This is a genomic window from Neisseria sp. Dent CA1/247 (genome assembly GCF_022870825.1).
Classification (GTDB): Bacteria; Pseudomonadota; Gammaproteobacteria; order Burkholderiales; family Neisseriaceae; genus Neisseria; species Neisseria zoodegmatis.
Genome location: NZ_CP091522.1, coordinates 1,505,509 through 1,526,780 on the forward strand (window position 1 = coordinate 1,505,509; position 21,272 = coordinate 1,526,780).

The window sequence follows — 21,272 nt, forward strand, 5'->3', positions numbered from 1 at the left end:
GCAAACCCCCATCTGCGGCGCATTTCTGCGTTGTGCGCTGCTCGCTCGTTTGCCTATCTATCTGATATGTCTGCACTCGCTGTGCTGCTACGCCTTGAACTGCATCCACATCTGGGGGTTTGCAAAGGTCTCAGCCTGCTCAAAATCTACATTGCGGCCATGTTGTCGGCCGAAACCTCGAAAAACGCCTATACAAGAAGATTACAAACAGGCTCTAAGAAAGGCCGTCTGAAACGCTTATTGCTGCTCGCTTAAAATCGCCTGAATCAATTCTACTGCGCCATCGTCCGCCAGCTTTTTGGCAACGGCGCGGCCCAGCGCGTCGGCATAGGCCGCGGGCGCTTCGGCTTCGGCCTGCAAAACCACCGAGCCGTCGGGATGGCCGACCAAGCCGCGCAAGGTCAGGAGGCCGTTTTCTTCGGTGCAATAAGCCGCCAACGGCACTTGGCAACTGCCGTCCAACGCGCGGGCAAGCGCACGTTCGGCGGTTACGCAGGCATTGGTCACGGCGTGGTTCAACGGGTTCAACACTTCCAGCAAATCATAGCGGTTGGCGGCAATCTCGATACCCAATGCGCCCTGCCCCGCGGCAGGCAGGCTGTCGAACGGCGACATAATCATGCGGATGCGCTCGTCCAGCCCCAAACGCTGCAAACCGGCGGCGGCAAGAATAATGGCATCGTAGTCGCCGTTGTCCAGCTTAGCCAAACGGGTTTGTACATTGCCGCGCAACGGTTTGATGGTCAAATGCGGATAACGTGCGCGAATCTGCGCTTCGCGGCGCAAGCTCGCCGTACCCACCACCGCGCCTTCCGGCATCTCTTCCAAACGCGCATATCGGTTAGACACAAATGCGTCAAACGGGTTGGCACGCTCGCAAATGGCGGCCAGCGCAAAACCTTCGGGCAACACCATCGGCACGTCTTTAATCGAGTGCACGGCCAAATCTGCGCGGCCGTCTTGCAAAGCCTGCTCCAGCTCTTTGATAAACAAACCTTTGCCGCCGATTTTCGAGAGCGTTTTGTCGAGAATCTGGTCGCCGCGCGTAGTCATGCCCAAAATGCTGACCTCGCATTCGGGATAAAGCTGTTTCAGACGGCCTTGTATATGCTCGGCCTGCCACATAGCCAACATGCTTTCGCGGCTGGCGATAACGAGTTTTTTAGGGTTCATAAGAATATATTTGCAATACGTCAAAATAACGGCACAAGTCTATCATGTTTTTCAGACGGCCTTATGCTATATTTCCGCCTGAGCCACATTCCCGCAACGATTTATGAAACGCGCCAAAAAATACCCTTTCCTCACCCTGCAACAACAACGCTTCACCCTGCATTTCGACAACCAAAGCAGCCTTTCCGAACTGCCGTCCGAACAAGACTTCTACCGCTGGGCATGGCATGCGCTTAAAAACGAATACCGCCGCGCCGACATCAGCATCGTGCTGCTCGACGAAGAACCCGCCCGCGCCTACAACGCCGATTACCGCGGCAAAGACTACGCCACCAACGTATTGAGTTTCGCCCTCAACGAAGGCGAAATCATGCCCGACCAACTTTCAGACGGCCTCTACGGCGATTTAATCATCTGCCCGCAAGTGGTACTGAAAGAAGCCGCCGAACAAAGCAAAACGCCCGCGCAGCACTTCGCCCACCTCACCATACACGGCACGCTGCACCTGATGGGCTACGACCACATCGAAGACGACGAAGCCGAAATCATGGAAACACTTGAAACCCGCCTGCTGAATCAGTTAGGATACCCCAACCCTTACCGACAGGATTAATCAGAAATGGACGACAGCCAGTCGAAGCCCTCTTTTTTTGAACGCCTCGTAGCCCGCATTTCGGGCGACGCTCCCGATTCCGCCGAAGACGTGATCAACCTGCTGCGTCAGGCACACGAGCAGGAAGTGTTCGACAGCGAAACCCTGCTGCGCTTGGAAAAAGTGCTCGATTTCGCCGAACTCGAAGTGCGCGATGCCATGATTACCCGCAGCCAGATGGACGTAATCAAAGCCGACGAAAGCATGGAGCGCATCATCCCCTACATCATCGAAACCGCCCGCTCGCGCTTCCCCGTTATCGGCGAAGACAAAGACAACGTGCTCGGCATCCTCCACGCCAAAGACCTGCTCAAATACGCGCTCAACCCCGAGCAATTCAACCTGCAAGCCATCTTGCGCCCCGCCGTGTTTGTGCCTGAAGGCAAATCGCTCAATTCGCTTTTGAAAGAGTTTCGCGAACAGCGCAACCACATGGCCATCGTGGTCGATGAATACGGCGGCATTTCCGGGCTGGTAACGTTTGAAGACATCATCGAACAAATCGTCGGCGACATCGAAGACGAGTTCGACGAAGACGAAAGCGGCGACAATATCTTTCCGGTATCCGCCGAACGCTACCGCATCAACGCCATCACCGAAATCGAAGACATCAACGAATATTTCGGCACCGATTACAGCGACGAAGAAGTCGATACCATCGGCGGCTTAGTGATTCAGGAAATCGGCCACCTGCCCGTGCGCGGCGAAAAAGTGGTTATCGGCCCGCTGCAATTCACCGTAGCCCGCGCCGACAACCGCAGGCTGCATACCTTGATGGCGATCCGCATCAAAGAAGACTGACCTTCGGCTTGAAACATGAAACTGCGGGCAGCCGTCCGCAGTTTTGTGTGCAGCCTTAGTCTCTGCCAGCTCGGGCTTACTCCAAGCATGGCGGCAATGGCTTGTGAGCAACAGCAATGAAGCAAGCGCTTCTTCTATGGCATGAATCAAACAGAGGCCGTCTGAAAATTTCAGACGGCCTCTTAATATTATCGGCTTACTCCAATCAGTCGTTACGGATTAATCCGCTTCCAACACCACTTTCATCGCACCGTTTTCGGCAGCATGTTTGAAAATGTCGTAAGCTTTTTCCAATTCGCTGAACTTAAAGCGGTGGGTCAGCATTTTGGTGTAGTCCACAGAGCTGGTAGAAATCGCTTTCATCAGCATTTCGGTTGTGTTGGTGTTGACCAAACCGGTGGTGATGGTCAGGTTTTTAATCCACAGTTTTTCCAGTTTGAAATCAACGGGTACACCGTACACGCCCACCACCGCTACGTTGCCACCGGGTTTAACGATGTCTTGGCACATATCCCAAGTCGCCGGAATACCCACAGCCTCAATTGCCACGTCCACACCGTCTTCGCCTACGATATCAAACACTTGCTTAGACACATCGCCGGAAGCCGGGTTGATGGTATGGGTTGCGCCCAATTCTTTGGCGAGCTTCAAGCGGTTTTCGTCCATATCGCACACAATCAATACCGACGGGCTGTACAGCTGGGCGGTCAACAAAGCCGACATCCCCACAGGGCCTGCACCGGCGATAAATACGGTGTCGCCCGGGCGCACATCGCCGTATTGCACGCCGATTTCGTGGGCGGTGGGTAAAGCGTCGCTCAAAAGCAGCGCCACTTCTTCGTTGACATTATCGGGCAGCGGAATCAGGCTGTTATCCGCATAAGGCGTGCGCACATATTCGGCTTGGGTGCCGTCAATCATGTAGCCCAAAATCCAGCCGCCGTTGCGGCAGTGTGAATACAGCTGCACTTTACAGTTGTCGCAAGTACAGCATTTGCTCACGCATGAAATAATGACTTTATCGCCTTTTTTCACGTTTTTCACAGACGAGCCGACTTCTTCCACAATACCGATGCCTTCGTGACCCAAAATGCGTCCGGGCGTGATTTCGGGGTTTTTACCTTTCCAAATGCCTAAGTCGGTACCGCAAATAGTGGTTTTCACAATTTTAATCACAGCATCGGTCGGGTCGATAATTTGAGGTTTCGGTTTTTCTTCAAAACGGATATCGCCTGCACCGTAATAAGCCATTCCTTTCATGTGTCGTCCTTTCATAACAAAATGTGACATGAAACTACACGGGTAGTGTCGGACAGTTATAGGCCAAAACGGCAAGAGAAGTCAAATTATCTTTAATTTCATAATGTTATACTATAACAAAATGCTAAAGGCTTATTTTTTTATTTGAGAAGATACAAACAACCAGAGGAGCATCCCTGCTCCTCTGTTAATTTCAATCCTTGGCCTTCAACCAAACAAACACATCATTTGCACGGCTTGGCTTTTGGGAATTTTTGATCGTTGAACGCCGCACACGCTTCGAGCAGGCCCGCTTCCAAAGGCTTCAGCTCCTTGTTGCTGCGGATTTTGTCCAAATAATGCTGCATCATATACGGGTAATACAGATACATATTGTTCATCCATTCGACCGCTTTTTGGGTTTCCCCTGCGCGGTATTGATACAGCCCGACCTGATAAGCATTGGAATAAGGCCGGTAAACCAAAGCCTCTCGTGCCGCCTCTGCCGCCCAAGGATAGACGGTCGGCGCGGCCGGATTTACCCGGCGGGTCAGCGACAATTGGGCATAATAACGCAGCATCGGTTCGGTGTCGGCAATCCGCCGCAGTCCTTCGATTTTCTCGGCAGACTGCTCAACCGTTTCGTCTTTCGGCTGGCGGTTGTAAGCGGTCAAATCCGTGTAGGCGAAACTCAAACGGGCAATCCCCGCCAGCAGGCACACTGCCAATACCGCACCGCCGATGTTGTGCCGTTTCGCAGTCTGAAGGCCGTCTGAAATATCGCGCTCGTCTGCGGGCGACAGGTCGGCCATCAAAGCAAACGGCACCAGAAAATAAATATACCAAAGCGGATACTCAAGCATACTGTGACACAGCGATACGGTCATCATTGCCAATAACAACAGCGAAGCGTGATGCAGAGGCCGTCTGAACATACGCCAAATGGCGGCCAAGAAACCCAGCACCATCAACGCCGTGCCGACGATACCCATTTCCGCCAACAGCTGCAAAATCAGATTGTGCGAATGGGTAAACAACACATTCATCATGTTGCCGCTGAATCTTCCTTCTTCGATATGCGTCAGAAAGCCTTGCAGCGAATAACTGCCCCAGCCGTAGCCCCAAACCGGTGCGGAAAGGAAGACCGCCCACGCTTTGCGCCACTCTTTATCGCGTGCCGAACCGTCAAAAGTAGAGCCGCTCGCCCGCTCGACGGCGGTGTCGTACTGCATACCCGAAATCATGTCCAACACATGGCCGATGCCGAACTGCACCACCACCGTCATCACCAGCGCAAACAACATAATCAGCACCAAACGGTTGGCTCTGCGGCCTGAGCGCCAACGCCAAAACGGAAGCAGCAAGCCGACACCGATCACATAAGTGAGAATGGTGCGCGAGTTCACCAAGCCCAGCACCGAAGTCAGTGCCAGTACCATGAGAAAACCAAGCCAGCCGGGCATCCTGCGCACCGCCCACAAATACGAAGCCGCCAGCGTGCCCCACATCAGATAATGCCCCAGATGATTACGCTGGCCGAGCTGCCCGCTCACTTCGCGCAGTCCGCGGTAGGCAATGATGCCGCGGAACATTTCCGCCGAAGCCCAGCCGGTAAACTGCATCAACGCCACTGCCGCCTCTATCAACGCACCGGCAAGCAGCGTCCATGCCAACACCGACACCACGCGTTCCTGCCCCCATTCCGCCACCCAGCCGCGGCAGGCCCAAGCCGCCAGCGCCAGAATCACGAATGCCGAGGCCGTCATATCGCTCAAGCCCGGATAGGTCAAATCCATCAACCGCGCCTGAAGCCACCAAAACGCAGCCAAAACCAAGAAATAAACCGAAGCGGCAGGCAAACGCACATTCAGACGGCCTGTCAACGCCGTCAGCAGCAACAATAACACCGCACCGGCGAGCGAACCCGCTTCCAGATAAAAGCTCGATAACGGGCCGACGCGGTACAGCGACACGAAAGGCACAATACAGATGCAGATGAAGCACAACCACAACGGCCACAAACGCCACGTCCACACCGTCGCCGAATAGTCGGAATAACGGCTAAACATGTGGCACCGCCTTCCGCTGCTGTTTCACAAAAACCAAGCAGGCGACGAAAAACACGCTGCTGCACACCAATGCCGCAGCGGAACAGGCACGGCTGGCAGGCGCGGCATCAAACAGCCGCACCACCGCTTCGGCAAAATAAAACAGCACCAGCAGGCAACTGTATTGGAAAGTGTAAACCCTGCCTTTCAAAATGCCCGCCAGCGGCAGACACAAAGGCAAGGCTTTCAAAGCCAACCACGAACCGCCCGGGCGCAGAGGCGCAAGCCACAACTCCCAAGCAAGGCTGACGGCAATCAGCCCGCACAGGCTGATGACGGCAGCGGTGTGCGACCAGTGTTTTTTATCGGAAAGTGTATTCATCGTTCAATCTGTTTGACTTGAGGCCGTCTGAAAAATCATATGGTTTTCAGACGGCCTTTAAAGAAATTAGTTTGCAAATCAGCGCAAAAATGCGTCGGGCATTTTACCTTAAAAACAGCAGAGGCCGTCTGAAAACCATATGATTTTTCAGACGGCCTCGATATGTTGCTTCACTGCTTCGCCATGCCAATGTGAAAATGATGCTGATGGGTTTGGCTGCACAACAACGGTTCGGCTTTCATCAATCACTATCCCGCTGCCGTGACAAAGGCTTGATAAAACGGCAAAACCACAAGCCCGCTTCATACAGCAACACCAACGGCACAGCGAGCATGATTTGCGAAATCACGTCGGGCGGCGTGATGACGGCGGCGATCACAAACGCACCCACAATCACATAAGGCCGTGCGGACTTTAACTGCTCCAGCGACAGCACGCCCATGCGGTTCAGCAAAACCACCACCACCGGCACTTCGAATGTGGTGCCGAACGCGACAAACATGCCCAAGACAAACGACAGGTATTTGTCGATGTCGGTCGCCATGTTCACGCCGATGGGTGTAACGCCGGCCAGAAACTTGAACACCACCGGAAACACCAGAAAATAAGCAAACGCCATGCCTGCAAAAAACAGCAAAATGCTCGAGAGCACCAAAGGCGTAATCAGGCGTTTTTCATTTTGATAAAGCGCGGGGGCAACGAACGCCCAAACCTGATACATCGTGTGCGGCAGCGACAGCAAAAAAGCCGCCATCAGCGTTACTTTCACCGGCACGAAAAACGGCGCGACCACGTCGGTGGCAATCATGCTGGTGTTGGCCGGCAGCGTTGCCATCAGCGGTTCGGCCACAAACGTATAGAGCTTTTGGGCAAAGGGCATCAGGCCGAAAAAGCAGATCAAGAGGCCGCCGATTATCCACATCAGGCGACGGCGCAATTCGATTAAATGTTCAACCAGAGGCTGCTGGGCTTGTTGTTCTTCAGACACCGTTTACTCACTTTTTGCGGACGCGCAGTTGCGGTTTCGGGCGGTGGCGCACTCGCATGTCGCGTTTGCGCTGCATGGCCTGCCGCCGCAGGGAGACTGTATGAAACCCGCCGGATGCGTGCGGGTTTTCAGACGGCATCGGGTAATCGAGCCAGCCGTTGTCGGCATGGTCGCTGCCCAGCGGGTTGCCGTGTTCGTCCAAACCGAAATCGGCGGGCGTGCGCTGTTGCGGCACACGTTCCCATGCCGGCACTTTGAGGCCGTCTGAAATATCGTCCAAATCCTTGCGCAGGCTTTCGCCCGTGCTGCCCAGCCCGTCGCGCAGCGATTCTGCGGCGGATTCGAACTCGCTTTTGGCTTTGCGCAGTTCGTCCATTTCGATTTGCGCGCTCAATTCCTGCTTCACGCTGCTCACCGTGCGCTGCACACGCCCGAGCAAGCTCCCCGCCATGCGGGCGGCTTTGGGCAGGCGCTCGGGGCCGAGCACCACCAGCGCAATCACACCTATCAGCAGCAGTTCGCTGAAACCGAAATCAAACATGGTTTAAGCCGATTTGTTGTCGTCTTTTTGGTGTTCGATCACATCGTCTTTTTTATCGGCTTCGGTACCTTCGTTCAGACCCTTTTTGAAATCGTGTACCGCGCCGCCCAAGTCTTTGCCGACGTTGCGCAATTTTTTGGTGCCGAATATCAGCACAACAATCACCAGCACGACAACCCAGTGCCAGATAGAGAAGCTACCCATGATTTAAGTCCTTATCATTAAAATCAATATAGAAATGTTTTTCAGACGGCCTCTGCCTTATGTTCAGGCAGGCCGCCCCATAATGTGGATATGCAGGTGAAACACTTCCTGCCCGCCGCCTTTGCCCGTGTTGATTTGGGTTTTGAAACCGTCGCTAAGGCCGTTGGCTTCGGCGATTTGCGGCACTTTCATCATCATTTTGCCCAACAACGCCTCATGCTCGGGCTTGGCATGCGCGAGCGAATCGAAATGCACTTTCGGAATCAACAGCAGATGCACGGGCGCGGCGGGGCGGATGTCTTTGAAACACAGCATGTCGCCGTCTTCATACACGATGCCGGCGGGGATTTGCTTATCCACGATTTTGCAGAAAATACAGTCAGTCATCTCAAGATACTCCGAAAATATAGCCGAAAACCCAATCCTCGGCACAAAGCGGCCGGACTGTTTTCAGACAGGCCCGATTCGATATTGCCTTTATACAATTATAAAAGAAAGGCCGTCTGAAACCGAATCTTTCAGACGGCCTCCGCATCTTTTCGGGTGGATTTTAATACAAATTCAGCTTTCCTGCCGCGCCGCTTTTTCCGCCAACCCCGACAAACCCTGCCTGCGCGCCAGCTCGTTTAACACCTCTTCAACGCGCAAGCCGTGATGCGCCAGCAACACCTGCGTGTGAAACCATAAATCCGCCACTTCGTACACCAAATGCTCACCGCCGCCGTCTTTGGAAGCCATCAGCACTTCGCCCGCTTCTTCAATCACTTTTTTCAGGATTTTGTCTTCGCCTTTGTGCAGAAGCTGGGCCACATAAGACGTTTGCGGGTCTTGGCCTTTGCGGGAATCGATAACGTTTTGGATTTGGGTTAAAACTTGGTCGCTCATATCAATCTTTCATCAACAAATCGGATGACTCTCAAAACAGCGTGATTATGGCGCGGCTGTGCCATGCTGTCTATGACAGGATGCGCGTGTTTGAAGGTTTTTCAGACGGCCCCTTATGAGGCCGTCTGAAGTTTGCTTTAAAGCCGGGAAGATTCCGGCTTCGGTTTGCTTGCGCATCAACCTTTCATATACCGGACTGCTTGGTCAGTCGTCCACAAATCATTGGCAATAATCCGGAAATTAGCCAATGCCGCCTGATAACCGTCGCCTTCGGGGATAATCGTGCCTGCGGTCGCATCTTTTACGACAGCCACTTCAAAACCTTGTTCGATCAGCTCGCGCAAGTGTGACTCGATACATAAGTTGGCCGACATACCCGCCAAAATTACTTGGTCGATTTTACGTTTGCGCAACTGCAGCACAACGTCGTTACTTTCCGGCCCGAACACTTTGTGCGGAGAAGCAATCACGGTTTTACCGTCAAATATATAAGGTTTGTACTGCGGCATAAAGTCCGCGCCCGAGCCTTCAAACCCTTCCAAAGTATAAGCACCTTTGCGGGCAAACGCGCCGCCGTCGTGCATCGCGTGTTCTCCCGGACCGCCGAACGCCCATTGATGGTCTTGCGGATAATAATAATGCGGCGAAACGATGGTGGGCATACCGACTGCTTTGGCAGCCTTAAACAAACGCTCGAGATTCTCTACGGTATTGTTTTCCATTACATTTTTACCGACCGCACCCCACAACACCCCTTTCGGGCTTAAAAAGTCGATTTGCGGGTCAACCACCAACAAAGCGACACGCTGGGGATCGATTTTCATACCGTGGCGTTTCAAACCGTATTGCTCGGGTTCGTCATACATACCTTTTTCTTGGGTTTTCTTACCGGCTGCAGCTGCCGCACCTGTTACGCCCATCGCCCCCAAAACGGTAGCGGCCATAGCCAAACGGGAGCCTGTGCCCAAAGCATTGCGGCGGGATTGGTCGATTTGCTCATCTTTGTGGTTTGACATAGAATTCTTCCTTTCAAATAATGTGGATAATGTTTGTTTTTCTGCAAACGTGGCGGCATTTTAAGAAAAATACCCCGAGCCGGTTTAACCCGTCATCCACACTTATTAACCGAAAGTCTTCATGGATAGCGTCTCCCGCCTTTTTACCTATTTCCGATTCCGCACCAACCTCTTCTTCATCGGCCAACTGTGCAGAACAGGCCACTTCGACGAGCCCAACAAAGGCTATCTCCACTTTATCCGCAAAGGCCGCTGCCTGCTTCATTTATCAGAGAATCGAACCATAGAAATAAACCAACCGGGCATTGTTTTCTCGCCCAGCAATGTTTTGCACCGCATCCACCCCATAGACAGCGAAGGGCTTGAAATACTCTGCATCAACTTTGATTTCGGAGAAGGCGTACGCAACCCGTTGGTAGATACCCTGCGCAACGTAGAAGTGCTTTTTTTAGAAGACCGGCCCCAATTAAGAACCATTGCCGATCAAATTTTCAACGAAAGCAACCGACAATCATGCGGCTACCATGCCGCCATACACCATTTGTGCGCCTACTTCACCATTCAGGTTATCCGCTGCTGCCTTGAGCAGAAAAAACTGCAAATAGGTTTATTGAGAGGCTTGGTAGATAAAAAATTAAGCAATGTATTACAGGAAATACACCAACATCCCGCACAAGAATGGACACTTGAACTGATGGCGGAAAAGGCCGCCATGTCGCGCTCGGGTTTTGCAGCCTATTTCAAAGAAATCATGAACATACCGCCTTTGGCTTACGTTACCAACTGGCGTATTTCCGTAGCACAGACTTTACTCCAACAAGGGCTGCCGATCGGCTTGGCAGCAGAAAAAGTCGGCTACAGCCACCCTGCCGCACTGAGCCGCGTATTCACACGCGAAATCGGCATGACACCAAGCGAATGGCTGCGCCGCTACGGGCGCGGAACCTGAATGCCAATATATCCGGGGCCGTCTGAAAATACCTTTGCGCCGCCCGATTCATAAATATTGCAAGTATTAAGTACCGACCCTGCCACACTTGCATTTACGTTGGGATGATTTGAAAAAGAAGCATGAGCATCTCATCGGATATCCTTCCGCCTTCCCTCTCATTTAAAGCCAATCCGGCACAACTCTCCCCGTGTTTTCCGGAAAACCTGCCGATTTTTCATCAACCATTATCAAAAAACAAAAAATATGCTATAAAATAGAAATTTTACTCTAAAACGGAAATGCAAATCATCATGGCATCAGGTATTTTGGAAGCACAGCTCATTCAGATGAACACCGCTGATTTCTTACAGCACATCGAATCTGCATTCAAACGCATCTTTCCAAACGGAATCAATCTGATGCAATACCTTCCCGAAAACAAATGGCTGGAGCTGAAAAAAGCCGGCCTGTTGCTGCCCTTTTTAGCCGAAAAGCACGGCGGCAGAAAAAGCAGCCAGTTTGAAATTCAGGAAGTATTGCGCATCGCCGGCCATTACGGCGTACCCGTTACCCTGCGCACCGGCATCGAAGGCGCATTGGTTTTGCAGCCTCTGGTCGAATTCGGCAACGAAGCCCAAATCCGTACCGGCCTCGATTTCATTTTCAACGGCGAAGGCGGCGGCCTCGCCATTACCGAACCGGAAACCTCCGGTGCCGCGATTGCCCGCGAAATGCAGTCGTATTACGAATATATCGACGAACAAACCGTTTACGTTAATGCAACCAAATACTGGCAAGGCAATTCCACCAGCGAATTTCTGCTGGTTGCCGCCAAAGAGCGCAAAAACGGCAAACTGTCGAAAACCATCAACCTGCTGCTGGTGCCCAAACAATACATCCGCTGCGAAACCCTCAATTCCGAAGGCCTGCTCGCCGTGCGCTATGCGGTCAACCATATTGATGCCCAAATCCCCGCCGATTGCGTGATGAAACTTTCCGAAAGCGATGCCGCCGGCTTACGCGCGTTCCAAAACATCTTCATCCGCAGCCGCCTGCAACTGGTGGGCATGACCCACGGCATCATGGAATACATCATTGAAAACATGAACCGTTTCGTGAAGCAAGACATCAAATTCGTCGCCCGCGAATGCCGCGAAATCATGCAACGCTACGGCATCTCGCAAGTGCTCTACCGCTTCACCTGCAACCGCGTCGCCCCCGATGCCGTCGTCGCACACCAGCTGATGGAAGCCAACATCATCAAAACGCTGGCCACCGAATACACCTACGGCGCAGCACAAATCTTGCAAAAACTGCTCGGCGCCAAAGGCTTCGAACACGGCCACCCCGCCAGCAACATTGCCATCGACATCCGCCCCTTCACCATCTTCGAAGGCCCCAACGATATGCTCTACGCGGAGATTTACGACCAATTCACCCGCGCCACCATCGAAGAAAAAGAACAAGGCATCAAGCTTGATAAAAACCAAACCTTGCTGGAACGCCTGCAATCGGACAAACGCTTTACCAACATCCGCCAAGCCAAGCGCACCGCCCTGCCCGCCGACATTGCCGATTTCTTAGCGCAATACAATTTGAGCCATGCCGATGCTTTAGAAAAAGTGTTTCTCGGCAAGATTGTCGCCAAACTGTTTGTGTGGGTTCAGGCCGAAGACGAAGATACCGCCGAATTTGTATTGCGGGATATCCGTAAGGATATGTTGGATTGCCAAGACTAAATTGTTTTGCCCGTCTATTAAAAGGCCGCCTGAAAATATTCAGACGGCCTTTATGGTTTTAAACGATGGTTATTTCAAAAATCTTCACTTCGCATGTTGCTTAACCTGCTTTACCCGTTCGGACGTAACCGGATGCGTGCTCAAAATATTCTCCACCGCATTCCCCTCATCATGGCCATGATCCTGATGCAAACGTTGCAGGAAAGTAGCAAGATGTTGGGGCGGAATATTCAAGCGCTTCAATTCGTTGATGGCATGCAAATCCGCTTCCAGCTCAAACTCTTGCGAATATTGCGCGGTGGCAAACAACACCGGCAAGCCGTCTAGAAAGTCCGTGGCATCTCCGGTAAGCGCAAGCAGAAACACGCTCATGCCGATACCTCGCAAAGCCTGTTGCAAGCTGTGGCGCTCTTTGAGATGGCCTTGCTCGTGTGCCAGCACGGCTAAAATTTCATGATCGTGCTTGGCCAAGTCAACCAATGCGTCGGTCAGCATAATGGTGTTGTTCGGAATCGCAAACGCATTGGCGCCAAGCCCTTTGCCGTCTCGAAACAACAGTTTTGCCGGATTTTCAGGATTAAGCTTTTTGTAATATAAATCAGATATTTCTTTCTGCCGCTTGGCGGTAAGGCTGCTTTTGCCAGTGATTTCAAGAATAAATTCCTCTGCCTGATTACCTACACCGCGCAAAGTCTTTTCAGGCAGATGGTGGGCAGCATGATAAGCTGCAGCGGGAATGCCCCATTTAAACATCACCACAACCGCGCAAATCATTGCCACCAAAGAAACAACCGCCCATTTCCAACTTCTCTCAAGCCGCCCTACTTGCTTCAACATCGTTTTGTTTTGCAAAGGCAGCCAGTGCGGAACATCATGATTCAAAAACTCAATGCGCGCATCGCCCGGCAACTCCAAAGCAGGCAAAACGCCGCCCACTCCGGCCATATAAGCAATACTGTGCAGCGGATATTCGGCAGTTTGCCCGCCGTTATACACCACGCGCAATTTGCCCCCATCAAGCGAAATTTCAGCCTGATGGGGAACATTACGCTTTCCGTCGTAATAACTTACCGTAAGAGATTCAGACATGCTCAAGCAGCCTTAAAGTGAAATATCGATATCAAACACATCGGCGATTTCCTCACCGATAGCATCCGGATCATTTTGAGCCATATTCATCAAATCTTGCGGATTATCCTGCAACTCAACCTGCAAAGACTGCGCCTGATAGCGGTACAAACGCACCGCACCCCACGGCAGCAGCAAACCCAGCGTAAAGACAGCCGCAATATAATTGGTCAATTTAATCCAAGCGTATTTATACGGGTTCAAATCAGTCGTAATACGGCTGTTGCCCACACTCACATCCTGCCAAGTTGCGCGGAACAGATAACCCTGCGTCAGCGGTATAAAAAAGCCCAACACAGCAATATAAGGCAGCATAATCAAAAGATACACCAGCGGAAACACCACCCGATCCGACAACACATAGCCCAAATCCGACACATAACCCATACCGAACAAAACCAGCACCGCCGCCGCAACCAACAACACGATAAACAGCAAAGGCTTCAACACCGCGCCATAAAAACCGCCCACACCCGTATTCAGATTAAAGCGCAAATTACCGATATGCAAATGCTTGATTTGATAAGACTTAAACCAATAAAGCGCCAAAGGATACAGCAAGCCCGCGCCCAAAACCGTCACCACCGCACATTTCGCCAACACCCAATAAGACTGCCCCATCGTTGCCGAAAAATAAAAACGGCTGTTGCCGTATTTCGTATTACGCGCACGGAAACGCATGGTCGAGCGCACCAGCCACGGCATCAGCGCAAATGCCAACAACAAAACCGCACTCGAATACATCGGATCAATATTGGATAAAAGCGAAAACGCCACAAACAAAACCGTAGCAATAATCCGCCCGATCAAAATACGGGCAGGAATCGCCGTAAAATCAAATTTATCCTGCCCCAGCACCGTGTTACCGTAGAAATAACGCAAACGCCGCACCTTCGCCCACGGCGAATAAAACGACAAAGTAATCACAGATAAAAACAGATTCACGATCCAAATCTTAAAATATTCATTGACCGTACCGTGAAAATCAAAGCGCCAATTTCGGCTAACGTTTCCGCCGAAACCATGAGACGGAAGCGAATCCTCCGCCTGCACAAACACACCATCCGCCCCGGCACTATGCCCACCATCCGGATAAGGCCTATTGTCAAATACTTCCGCCATATCTTCCCCACCATTAAAATAAAAACATCGAATTATAAAATAAAAATTTATCGTATACAGCAAAGGCCGTCTGAATTTTCAGACGGCCTCGTTAATTGATCACCCCATAGGTTAGATTCCCGAATCCGACACCTTCATGAATCATACGCCACCATAAAATCAGAGCCATCCCCGCCCCAGTTTTGCGGATAAAGCCCTTGTTTGACATAACGGTGAAAAGTAGAAAACGGCCAATCAGATACCTTTGGCACATGGCGGTGCTTCACCGGATTGAAATGCACATAATCGAAATGACGAACAAAATCCGCTTCATCACGAATAGCATGTTCCCAAAACCGTTTTTGCCATAACCGCGTGTCGGCACCGATTAAATATTGACTGTGCCTTTTGATTTGCCGCCAGCGTTCGGAAAAATCCGCATCGTTTTCAGGCAGATGCCAAATGGTATGCAGGTGATCCGGCATCAACACCCATGCCGCAATTTCAAACGGATATTTTTCCCGCACCGCCAAAACCGCCTCACGCAAAGCCAAGCGCACAGCATCTTGGGTTAGAATCGGTTGGCGCTTATTCGCCACCACCGTAAAGAAATACGTTCCGCCCGCACGGTAATACCGACGATACCGCATATTTTCCCCTTGTTATACGAATTAACCAATACAAATGATACAAGATGTAGGTCGGATTCTCGAATCCGACATTTATGCATCATCACAATGATTAAACATTTCCGTTATACCAAACATTTTGTCGGATACTTGTATCCGACCTACGCTTGCTTCTTGGTTTGATAGCCGTAGGTCGGATTCTTGAATCCGACATTTACGCATTATCACAAAGATTAAACATTTCCGTTATACCAACCATTTTGTCGGATACAAGTATCCGACCTACGCTGGCTGTGCCGTTTGATTTGCCGCCAACGTTCGGAAAAATCCGCATCATTTTCAGGCAGATGCCAAATGGCATGCAGATGGTCGGGCATCAACACCCATGCCGAAATTTCAAACGGGTATTTTTCCCGCACCGCCAAAACAGCCTCACGCAAAGCCAAGCGCACAGCATCGCCGGTTAGAATCGGTTGGCGCTTATGCGCCACCACCGTAAAGAAATACGTTCCGCCCGTACGGTAATACCGACGATACCGCATATTTTCCCCTTGTTATACGAATTAACCCATACAGATGATACAAGATGTAGGTCGGATTCTCGAATCCGACATTTATGTATCATCACAATGATTAAACATTTACGTCATACCAACCGTTATGTCGGATACAAGTATCCAACATTTACGCATTATCACAAAGATTAAACATTTCCGTTATACCAACCATTTTGTCGGATACAAGTATCCGACCTACGCTTGCTACATTTGTTTGCCATATTTGAGATAACAGCATTGAGGCCGTCTGAATTTTCAGACGGCCTTATCGATTGATAACCACAGTAACCGTAGGTCGGATTCTTGAATCCGACATTTACGCATCATCACAATGATTAAACATTTCCGTTATACCAAGCATTTTGTCGGATACAAGTATCCGACCTACGCTTGCTGTGCCTTTTGATTTGCCGCCACCGTTCGGAAAAATCCGCATCGTTTTCAGGCAGATGCCAAATGGTATGCAGGTGATCCGGCATCAACACCCATGCCGCAATTTCAAACGGATATTTTTCCCGCACCGCCCAAACCGCCTCACGCAAAGCCAAGCGCACCGCATCGCCGGTTAGAATCGGTTGGCGGTTATGCGCCACCACCGTAAAGAAATACGTTCCGCCCGCACGGTAATACCGACGATACCGCATATTTTCCCCTTGTTATACAAATTAACCCATACAGATGATACAAGATGTAGGTCGGATTCTCGAATCCGATGTTTATGTATGCATTATCATAATGATTGAATATTTCTGTAATAAAAACCGCTATGTCGGATACAAGTATCCGACCTACACTTGCTACGAGTTCACTATATTTTCTAACGGTGATGCTACTAAATAACGACCATTTGCTGGTGGAGCATATAAATGTTCAACCAAAATACCAGACACTCTCAAATAAAGCTGATCATTCTCAGTTGTGTAAACATTAATATATGGCGAACCACTCATACCTGCCCAATCAGGAGAATTACCAATCTTGGTGAAATGTTGTCGAGTTATTTGAAACTTTGTTTTTATAAAATCATCATCATTTACAGACAACATATCTTTTCTATCGAAATATAAAAATATAGGATTTTTAATGCTAGTTAAAACGGAGACATCCTTTGACACATCATGTATTCTTCTAATTTGATATTTACTTGAATTTCTTTTGTAACCCTGAAAGTTTAATTTACGTATATTATTACTTGCATGAAAACCAAAGATATATTCATCCTCTATTTTTCCACCATCAACAATAGTTGACCTAAATGATTTAGGCCTTCTTAAAATAGATCTATCTCTTGATGAAAAAATTGCTATATCTATTTCACGTAGAAAATTTTCATCCACAATACAGTAGGCAATATCAGTCCTAGAATCCATATGAAACTTCAATTTAAACACCGAATAAAGATAAAACTCACTATTTCCTAATTTATTATCTCCCAATAAAATACTACAATAAGGATTAGGGCTTTTTAGCAGCTGTTCAATAACATGATTAGCAGTAATCAAAAGGTTAATGCCTGTTTCTGAAGTATAAAAAAATCCTGTTCCAATATGTTCTATATTATGCTCATTCCCTCTATTACTGGATATAAAGGATATAAAGCTAACTAATGCACTTTTATGGGCTTCCATTGCATATTGTGCCGCGCCTATTATATTTGTTCTCATAATTTGATTCATAATTCAAATAACCATTTAAAATTTGAAAATATAATAATAAGGTTACTCCGCCCCAAACAACAACCCTTCCTTAATCCCCCGTATCTTATCCCTTAACACCGCAGCCTCTTCAAACTGCAAATCCCGCGCCGCCTGCTGCATGGCTTTTTCGAGTTTGGCGATTTCTTTAATCGCGTCTTCTTCAGTATGGATTTCGCCGACTTTCACTTTGTTTTTCAGACGGCCTTTGCCTTTGGGGCTACCTGAATCGTCGTGGTACACGCCGTCGATGATGTCTTTTACCTGTTTGGTAATCTGCTTCGGCACGATGCCGTGTTCTTGGTTGAATTTAATCTGTTTTTCGCGGCGGCGTTCGGTTTCGTCGATGGCGGCTTTCATGGAATCGGTGATTTTGTCGGCATACAAAATCGCGACGCCGTTTACGTTGCGGGCGGCGCGGCCTATGGTTTGGATCAGGCTGCGGTGGCTACGCAGAAAGCCTTCTTTGTCGGCATCGAGGATGGCGACGAGTGATACTTCGGGGATGTCCAAGCCTTCGCGCAAAAGGTTGATGCCGACGAGCACGTCAAACAGGCCGAGGCGTAAATCTCGAATGATTTCAACGCGTTCTACGGTATCGATATCGCTGTGCAGGTAGCGTACTTTGATGCCGAGTTCGCTGTAATAGTCGGTGAGCTGTTCGGCCATGCGTTTGGTGAGGGTGGTAACGAGTACGCGCTCGCCTTTTGCGATGCGGTCGTTGATTTCGCTGAGTAAGTCGTCTACTTGGGTGGCGACGGGGCGGATTTCGATTTGCGGGTCGACAAGGCCGGTGGGGCGCACGACTTGTTCGACCACTTGGCCGGCGTGTTCTTCTTCGTATTTGGCGGGTGTGGCGGAAACGAAGATGGTTTGCGGCATGATTTTTTCAAATTCGTGGAATTTGAGCGGGCGGTTGTCGCGGGCGGAAGGCAGGCGGAAGCCGTAATCGACGAGGTTTTGTTTGCGGCTGGCGTCACCTTTGTACATGCCGCCGATCTGGGTCACGGTAACGTGGCTTTCGTCGATAAACATGATGGCGTTGTCGGGCAGATAATCCATCAGCGTGGGCGGCGGTTCTCCTTCTTTTTTGCCGGAAAAGTGGCGCGAGTAGTTTTCGATGCCTTTGCAAAAGCCCATTTCGTAGAGCATTTCGAGGTCGAAGCGGGTGCGCTGCTCGATGCGTTGGGTTTCGACGGGGCGGTTTTCTTTGGTAAAGAAATCAATGCGTTCGCGCAGTTCTTCTTTAATGCTTTCGCAGGCACGCAGCACGGTATCGCGCGGGGTAACGTAGTGGCTGGAGGGGAACACGGTGTAGCGGCCGACGCGCTGGATGTTGCTGCCGGTGAGCGGGTCGAAGATGTCGAGGCGGTCGATTTCGTCGTCAAACAGGCTGATGCGCAAGGCATTATCAGAACTCTCGGCGGGATACACGTCGATCACGTCGCCGCGCACGCGGAAGGAGCCGCGTTTGAAATCCATTTCGCCGCGCTCGTATTGCATGGAAACGAGGGTGGAAATGATGTCGCGCTGCTCGATGGTGTCGCCCTCTTTCACGGAAAGCACCATTTGTTGATACTCGGTGGGGTCGCCGATACCGTAGATGGCGGACACGGTGGCGACGATAATCACATCGTTGCGCGTCATCAGGTTTTTGGTAGCGGAAAGGCGCATCTGCTCGATGTGTTCGTTAATCGCGGAATCTTTTTCAATAAACAGGTCGCGGCTGGGCACATAAGCTTCGGGCTGGTAATAGTCGTAGTAGGAAACGAAGTATTCCACTGCGTTTTCGGGGAAAAACTCGCGCATCTCGGCATAAAGCTGCGCCGCCAGCGTTTTGTTGTGCGCCATGATGATGGCGGGGCGGCCGCTTTGGGCAATCACGTTGGCCATGGTATAGGTTTTGCCCGAGCCGGTTACGCCGAGCAGGGTTTGGTAAGCGAGGCCGTCTGAAAGCCCTTCGAGCAGGCCGGCGATCGCGGTGGGCTGGTCGCCGGCAGGCGGGAAAGGCTGGTGGAGTTTAAAGGGGGAGTTTTCGAATTGAATCACTTGCATGATGCGGCCCGGCTTTATTAAAAACAGAAACATAGCATTATAACAAAGGCCGTCTGAAAAGCTGCCGCCTCGTTTTCAGACGGCCTTTGTTATAATGCTCGCTATTTCCAAACCTTAACGGATCTCACAATGAAAATACTGCCCTTCCAAACGGAAATCGCCGAACGCATGTTGGTCAACACCAAAGGCGAAAGCATCCACCCCGACGCACAATTTGTTCAGACGGCCAACGGCTACTGGCTGGCATGGCATGAAGGCTTGGCCGCCGTTCTTGCCCCGAATACACCGCCGGACATTCCCTGCTTTTGGGTGGAAGGCGCACACGATTTGGAAGAATTGGTGACTCTTGCGGAAAACGGTGAATTTGACGAAGTGGAAGAGTTCGACGGCGACGACGATGCTTGGCTTGCCGCCTGCAACGAAGACCATGAACATCATGAAGATTGCAAGCACTGAATATGAAACTTTTTAAGCGATTCGTCATTCTTATTGCTGCCTGCCTGATGCTGAACGGCTGCGTTGTCGCCGCTGCTGCGGATTTGGCGGCGACAACGGTTTTAACGGTAGGCAAAGTTGCGGTAAAAGGCACGGGAGCGGTAGTGCGGGCAGCCATCCCTGATGGTGACGACGATAAAAAAGAAAAAGATAAGCAAGACAAAGAGTAATATTTTCGTGCTCTGATTCACCATTTCCATATTCCGCCTCATCTGCCTTATCCGCTTTAACATCATGAAATTGCGGCGCAAGCAGCGCGCCTGTGCCGTAATCTTATGAATGAATCTGTGTTTTCACAATACCAAGGAGGGAGAGATGGATTTATGGATGGCGGTGATTATTTTGGCGTCGGGTTTGTGCAGCATCTATGCCGATATTCTGCTTTTTTCCGGCAAAAACGCTTCGGGCAGTTTTTCTCTAAATGAAAAACAGGCAGACAAAACAACCGGCCACCGCATTTTGCTTTCAGGCTTTATCCGCCTGCTGGCTTGCGCTTTTTGGATGATGCCGCTTTATTATCTTTCCCGCCTCCCTACTTTTGCCGGCATGACGGCGTTTATGTCTTTCGCGGCGTTTATCCTTGCCGCATCGGTATTCCATATCGCACTTGGTTTTATCCTTTATGCCTTCCGACAAGGCAGCCTGCCGGAAAACATCATGCAGCGCCAAATCAGGCTATACGGGCTGGTTTATCTATTTTGGGCGGCTGTCTATTCTTGCGCGATGATAGCTTTGAATTTCAACGGCACATTAAATATGAATCTGCTCCATTATTTCACGCTGCCGCTGCCTGCTGTTTTGATTATCCAGCTTTTCTTAGGGGCAAAATGGAAAAAACAGCCCTATTTCTCAGATATATCGGGCACTTTGGCTATGATGGTTTCGCTGCTTTCTACTGTAAACATTATGGTGTTGAATCAAATATAGACTGCTCAATATCAATAAGTTGAAAGAAACATTAAGGCCGTCTGAAAATCATTTTTCAGACGGCCTGATTCAAACCAAGATTACATC

The 21,272-nt window shown here is 50.4% G+C and carries 22 protein-coding genes and 2 pseudogenes; 7 read left to right on the top strand and 17 right to left on the bottom strand.

Annotation, left to right across the window (positions count from 1 at the left end):
• Positions 1-237: 237 nt before the first annotated feature.
• Positions 238-1,173, bottom strand: coding sequence for a hydroxymethylbilane synthase (hemC, locus tag LVJ85_RS07445; protein ID WP_244738422.1), 936 nt, complete (start codon positions 1,171-1,173; stop codon positions 238-240).
• A gap of 103 nt (positions 1,174-1,276) precedes the next feature.
• Between hemC and ybeY the strand changes: the two genes are divergently transcribed.
• Both ybeY and LVJ85_RS07455 read left to right on the top strand, forming a co-directional pair.
• A complete protein-coding gene (ybeY, locus tag LVJ85_RS07450) occupies positions 1,277-1,786 on the top strand; it encodes an rRNA maturation RNase YbeY (RefSeq protein WP_244738428.1) in 510 nt (169 codons plus the stop codon).
• A gap of 6 nt (positions 1,787-1,792) precedes the next feature.
• A complete protein-coding gene (locus LVJ85_RS07455; protein ID WP_085362488.1) occupies positions 1,793-2,626 on the top strand; it encodes an HlyC/CorC family transporter in 834 nt (277 codons plus the stop codon).
• 219 nt (positions 2,627-2,845) lie between these two features.
• Here LVJ85_RS07455 and LVJ85_RS07460 read toward each other — a convergent pair whose 3' ends face one another.
• From LVJ85_RS07460 to LVJ85_RS07500, 9 genes are all read right to left on the bottom strand, one after another.
• Positions 2,846-3,886 carry a zinc-dependent alcohol dehydrogenase family protein gene (locus LVJ85_RS07460; protein ID WP_244738430.1) on the bottom strand — a complete coding sequence of 347 codons (1,041 nt, stop codon included), beginning with the start codon at positions 3,884-3,886 and terminating at the stop codon, positions 2,846-2,848.
• A 224-nt stretch (positions 3,887-4,110) separates the two neighbouring features.
• On the bottom strand, positions 4,111-5,934 hold the full coding sequence (locus LVJ85_RS07465; protein WP_244738432.1) for a PglL family O-oligosaccharyltransferase: 1,824 nt from the start codon (positions 5,932-5,934) through the stop codon (positions 4,111-4,113).
• A complete protein-coding gene (locus LVJ85_RS07470; RefSeq protein WP_244738434.1) occupies positions 5,927-6,295 on the bottom strand; it encodes a DUF2069 domain-containing protein in 369 nt (122 codons plus the stop codon). Before LVJ85_RS07470 ends, LVJ85_RS07465 begins: the two co-directional genes overlap by 8 nt.
• A 241-nt stretch (positions 6,296-6,536) precedes the next feature.
• A complete protein-coding gene (gene tatC / locus LVJ85_RS07475; protein WP_244738439.1) occupies positions 6,537-7,283 on the bottom strand; it encodes a twin-arginine translocase subunit TatC in 747 nt (248 codons plus the stop codon).
• A gap of 7 nt (positions 7,284-7,290) precedes the next feature.
• On the bottom strand, positions 7,291-7,824 hold the full coding sequence (gene tatB / locus LVJ85_RS07480; protein WP_244738442.1) for a Sec-independent protein translocase protein TatB: 534 nt from the start codon (positions 7,822-7,824) through the stop codon (positions 7,291-7,293).
• A 3-nt stretch (positions 7,825-7,827) separates the two neighbouring features.
• A complete protein-coding gene (gene tatA / locus LVJ85_RS07485) occupies positions 7,828-8,028 on the bottom strand; it encodes a Sec-independent protein translocase subunit TatA (RefSeq protein WP_244738445.1) in 201 nt (66 codons plus the stop codon).
• 63 nt (positions 8,029-8,091) lie between these two features.
• Positions 8,092-8,415 carry a histidine triad nucleotide-binding protein gene (locus tag LVJ85_RS07490; protein WP_244738447.1) on the bottom strand — a complete coding sequence of 108 codons (324 nt, stop codon included), beginning with the start codon at positions 8,413-8,415 and terminating at the stop codon, positions 8,092-8,094.
• Positions 8,416-8,589: 174 nt separating this feature from the next.
• The gene (locus LVJ85_RS07495) at positions 8,590-8,913 is read right to left on the bottom strand and encodes a phosphoribosyl-ATP diphosphatase (protein WP_085362479.1); all 324 of its coding nucleotides are present in this window, start codon (positions 8,911-8,913) and stop codon (positions 8,590-8,592) included.
• A gap of 176 nt (positions 8,914-9,089) precedes the next feature.
• Complete coding sequence (locus tag LVJ85_RS07500) at positions 9,090-9,929, bottom strand: cysteine hydrolase (RefSeq protein ID WP_107726216.1); 840 nt, start codon at positions 9,927-9,929, stop codon at positions 9,090-9,092.
• Positions 9,930-10,050: 121 nt separating this feature from the next.
• Here LVJ85_RS07500 and LVJ85_RS07505 point away from each other — a divergent pair, with 121 nt between their 5' ends.
• Together LVJ85_RS07505 and LVJ85_RS07510 are read left to right on the top strand one after the other, a co-directional pair.
• Complete coding sequence (locus tag LVJ85_RS07505; RefSeq protein ID WP_244738449.1) at positions 10,051-10,878, top strand: AraC family transcriptional regulator; 828 nt, start codon at positions 10,051-10,053, stop codon at positions 10,876-10,878.
• Between the two features lie 293 nt (positions 10,879-11,171).
• The gene (locus tag LVJ85_RS07510; RefSeq protein ID WP_370686908.1) at positions 11,172-12,599 is read left to right on the top strand and encodes an acyl-CoA dehydrogenase family protein; all 1,428 of its coding nucleotides are present in this window, start codon (positions 11,172-11,174) and stop codon (positions 12,597-12,599) included.
• 84 nt (positions 12,600-12,683) lie between these two features.
• Here LVJ85_RS07510 and LVJ85_RS07515 read toward each other — a convergent pair whose 3' ends face one another.
• The 7 genes and pseudogenes from LVJ85_RS07515 to uvrB all read right to left on the bottom strand — a co-directional run bounded on the left by LVJ85_RS07515 (position 12,684) and on the right by uvrB (position 19,796).
• Positions 12,684-13,688 carry a M48 family metallopeptidase gene (locus LVJ85_RS07515; protein WP_244738451.1) on the bottom strand — a complete coding sequence of 335 codons (1,005 nt, stop codon included), beginning with the start codon at positions 13,686-13,688 and terminating at the stop codon, positions 12,684-12,686.
• A gap of 12 nt (positions 13,689-13,700) precedes the next feature.
• A complete protein-coding gene (locus tag LVJ85_RS07520; RefSeq protein WP_255733632.1) occupies positions 13,701-14,849 on the bottom strand; it encodes a YjgN family protein in 1,149 nt (382 codons plus the stop codon).
• Between the two features lie 134 nt (positions 14,850-14,983).
• Positions 14,984-15,478 carry a transposase gene (locus tag LVJ85_RS07525; RefSeq protein WP_244738455.1) on the bottom strand — a complete coding sequence of 165 codons (495 nt, stop codon included), beginning with the start codon at positions 15,476-15,478 and terminating at the stop codon, positions 14,984-14,986.
• A gap of 266 nt (positions 15,479-15,744) precedes the next feature.
• Positions 15,745-15,999, bottom strand: a pseudogene (locus LVJ85_RS07530) (transposase); the annotation flags it as partial.
• A 404-nt stretch (positions 16,000-16,403) separates the two neighbouring features.
• Positions 16,404-16,658, bottom strand: a pseudogene (locus tag LVJ85_RS07535) (transposase); the annotation flags it as partial.
• 153 nt (positions 16,659-16,811) lie between these two features.
• On the bottom strand, positions 16,812-17,690 hold the full coding sequence (locus LVJ85_RS07540) for a hypothetical protein (RefSeq protein WP_244738457.1): 879 nt from the start codon (positions 17,688-17,690) through the stop codon (positions 16,812-16,814).
• A 42-nt stretch (positions 17,691-17,732) separates the two neighbouring features.
• On the bottom strand, positions 17,733-19,796 hold the full coding sequence (gene uvrB, locus LVJ85_RS07545; RefSeq protein WP_370686909.1) for an excinuclease ABC subunit UvrB: 2,064 nt from the start codon (positions 19,794-19,796) through the stop codon (positions 17,733-17,735).
• 96 nt (positions 19,797-19,892) lie between these two features.
• On the opposite strand from uvrB, the gene LVJ85_RS07550 reads away from it, so the two are divergent.
• From LVJ85_RS07550 to LVJ85_RS07560, 3 genes are all read left to right on the top strand, one after another.
• The gene (locus tag LVJ85_RS07550; RefSeq protein ID WP_244738462.1) at positions 19,893-20,219 is read left to right on the top strand and encodes a general secretion pathway protein GspG; all 327 of its coding nucleotides are present in this window, start codon (positions 19,893-19,895) and stop codon (positions 20,217-20,219) included.
• A gap of 2 nt (positions 20,220-20,221) precedes the next feature.
• Positions 20,222-20,428 (top strand): NF038104 family lipoprotein, encoded by a 207-nt coding sequence (locus LVJ85_RS07555; protein ID WP_085362471.1) that lies wholly within the window; start codon positions 20,222-20,224, stop codon positions 20,426-20,428.
• Between the two features lie 145 nt (positions 20,429-20,573).
• Complete coding sequence (locus LVJ85_RS07560; RefSeq protein WP_244738464.1) at positions 20,574-21,185, top strand: hypothetical protein; 612 nt, start codon at positions 20,574-20,576, stop codon at positions 21,183-21,185.
• Positions 21,186-21,272 lie beyond the last annotated feature (87 nt).

What these genes read in the sequence shown, in the direction of transcription:
- hemC (WP_244738422.1), bottom strand. Translation starts at nt 1,173, where the DNA reads ATGAACCCTAAAAAACTCGTTATCGCCAGCCGCGAAAGCATGTTGGCT.
- ybeY (WP_244738428.1), top strand. Translation starts at nt 1,277, where the DNA reads ATGAAACGCGCCAAAAAATACCCTTTCCTCACCCTGCAACAACAACGC.
- LVJ85_RS07455 (WP_085362488.1), top strand. Translation starts at nt 1,793, where the DNA reads ATGGACGACAGCCAGTCGAAGCCCTCTTTTTTTGAACGCCTCGTAGCC.
- LVJ85_RS07460 (WP_244738430.1), bottom strand. Translation starts at nt 3,886, where the DNA reads ATGAAAGGAATGGCTTATTACGGTGCAGGCGATATCCGTTTTGAAGAA.
- LVJ85_RS07465 (WP_244738432.1), bottom strand. Translation starts at nt 5,934, where the DNA reads ATGTTTAGCCGTTATTCCGACTATTCGGCGACGGTGTGGACGTGGCGT.
- LVJ85_RS07470 (WP_244738434.1), bottom strand. Translation starts at nt 6,295, where the DNA reads ATGAATACACTTTCCGATAAAAAACACTGGTCGCACACCGCTGCCGTC.
- tatB (WP_244738442.1), bottom strand. Translation starts at nt 7,824, where the DNA reads ATGTTTGATTTCGGTTTCAGCGAACTGCTGCTGATAGGTGTGATTGCG.
- tatA (WP_244738445.1), bottom strand. Translation starts at nt 8,028, where the DNA reads ATGGGTAGCTTCTCTATCTGGCACTGGGTTGTCGTGCTGGTGATTGTT.
- LVJ85_RS07490 (WP_244738447.1), bottom strand. Translation starts at nt 8,415, where the DNA reads ATGACTGACTGTATTTTCTGCAAAATCGTGGATAAGCAAATCCCCGCC.
- LVJ85_RS07495 (WP_085362479.1), bottom strand. Translation starts at nt 8,913, where the DNA reads ATGAGCGACCAAGTTTTAACCCAAATCCAAAACGTTATCGATTCCCGC.
- LVJ85_RS07500 (WP_107726216.1), bottom strand. Translation starts at nt 9,929, where the DNA reads ATGTCAAACCACAAAGATGAGCAAATCGACCAATCCCGCCGCAATGCT.
- LVJ85_RS07505 (WP_244738449.1), top strand. Translation starts at nt 10,051, where the DNA reads ATGGATAGCGTCTCCCGCCTTTTTACCTATTTCCGATTCCGCACCAAC.
- LVJ85_RS07510 (WP_370686908.1), top strand. Translation starts at nt 11,172, where the DNA reads ATGGCATCAGGTATTTTGGAAGCACAGCTCATTCAGATGAACACCGCT.
- LVJ85_RS07515 (WP_244738451.1), bottom strand. Translation starts at nt 13,688, where the DNA reads ATGTCTGAATCTCTTACGGTAAGTTATTACGACGGAAAGCGTAATGTT.
- LVJ85_RS07520 (WP_255733632.1), bottom strand. Translation starts at nt 14,849, where the DNA reads ATGGCGGAAGTATTTGACAATAGGCCTTATCCGGATGGTGGGCATAGT.
- LVJ85_RS07525 (WP_244738455.1), bottom strand. Translation starts at nt 15,478, where the DNA reads ATGCGGTATCGTCGGTATTACCGTGCGGGCGGAACGTATTTCTTTACG.
- LVJ85_RS07540 (WP_244738457.1), bottom strand. Translation starts at nt 17,690, where the DNA reads ATGAATCAAATTATGAGAACAAATATAATAGGCGCGGCACAATATGCA.
- uvrB (WP_370686909.1), bottom strand. Translation starts at nt 19,796, where the DNA reads ATGTTTCTGTTTTTAATAAAGCCGGGCCGCATCATGCAAGTGATTCAA.
- LVJ85_RS07550 (WP_244738462.1), top strand. Translation starts at nt 19,893, where the DNA reads ATGAAAATACTGCCCTTCCAAACGGAAATCGCCGAACGCATGTTGGTC.
- LVJ85_RS07555 (WP_085362471.1), top strand. Translation starts at nt 20,222, where the DNA reads ATGAAACTTTTTAAGCGATTCGTCATTCTTATTGCTGCCTGCCTGATG.
- LVJ85_RS07560 (WP_244738464.1), top strand. Translation starts at nt 20,574, where the DNA reads ATGGATTTATGGATGGCGGTGATTATTTTGGCGTCGGGTTTGTGCAGC.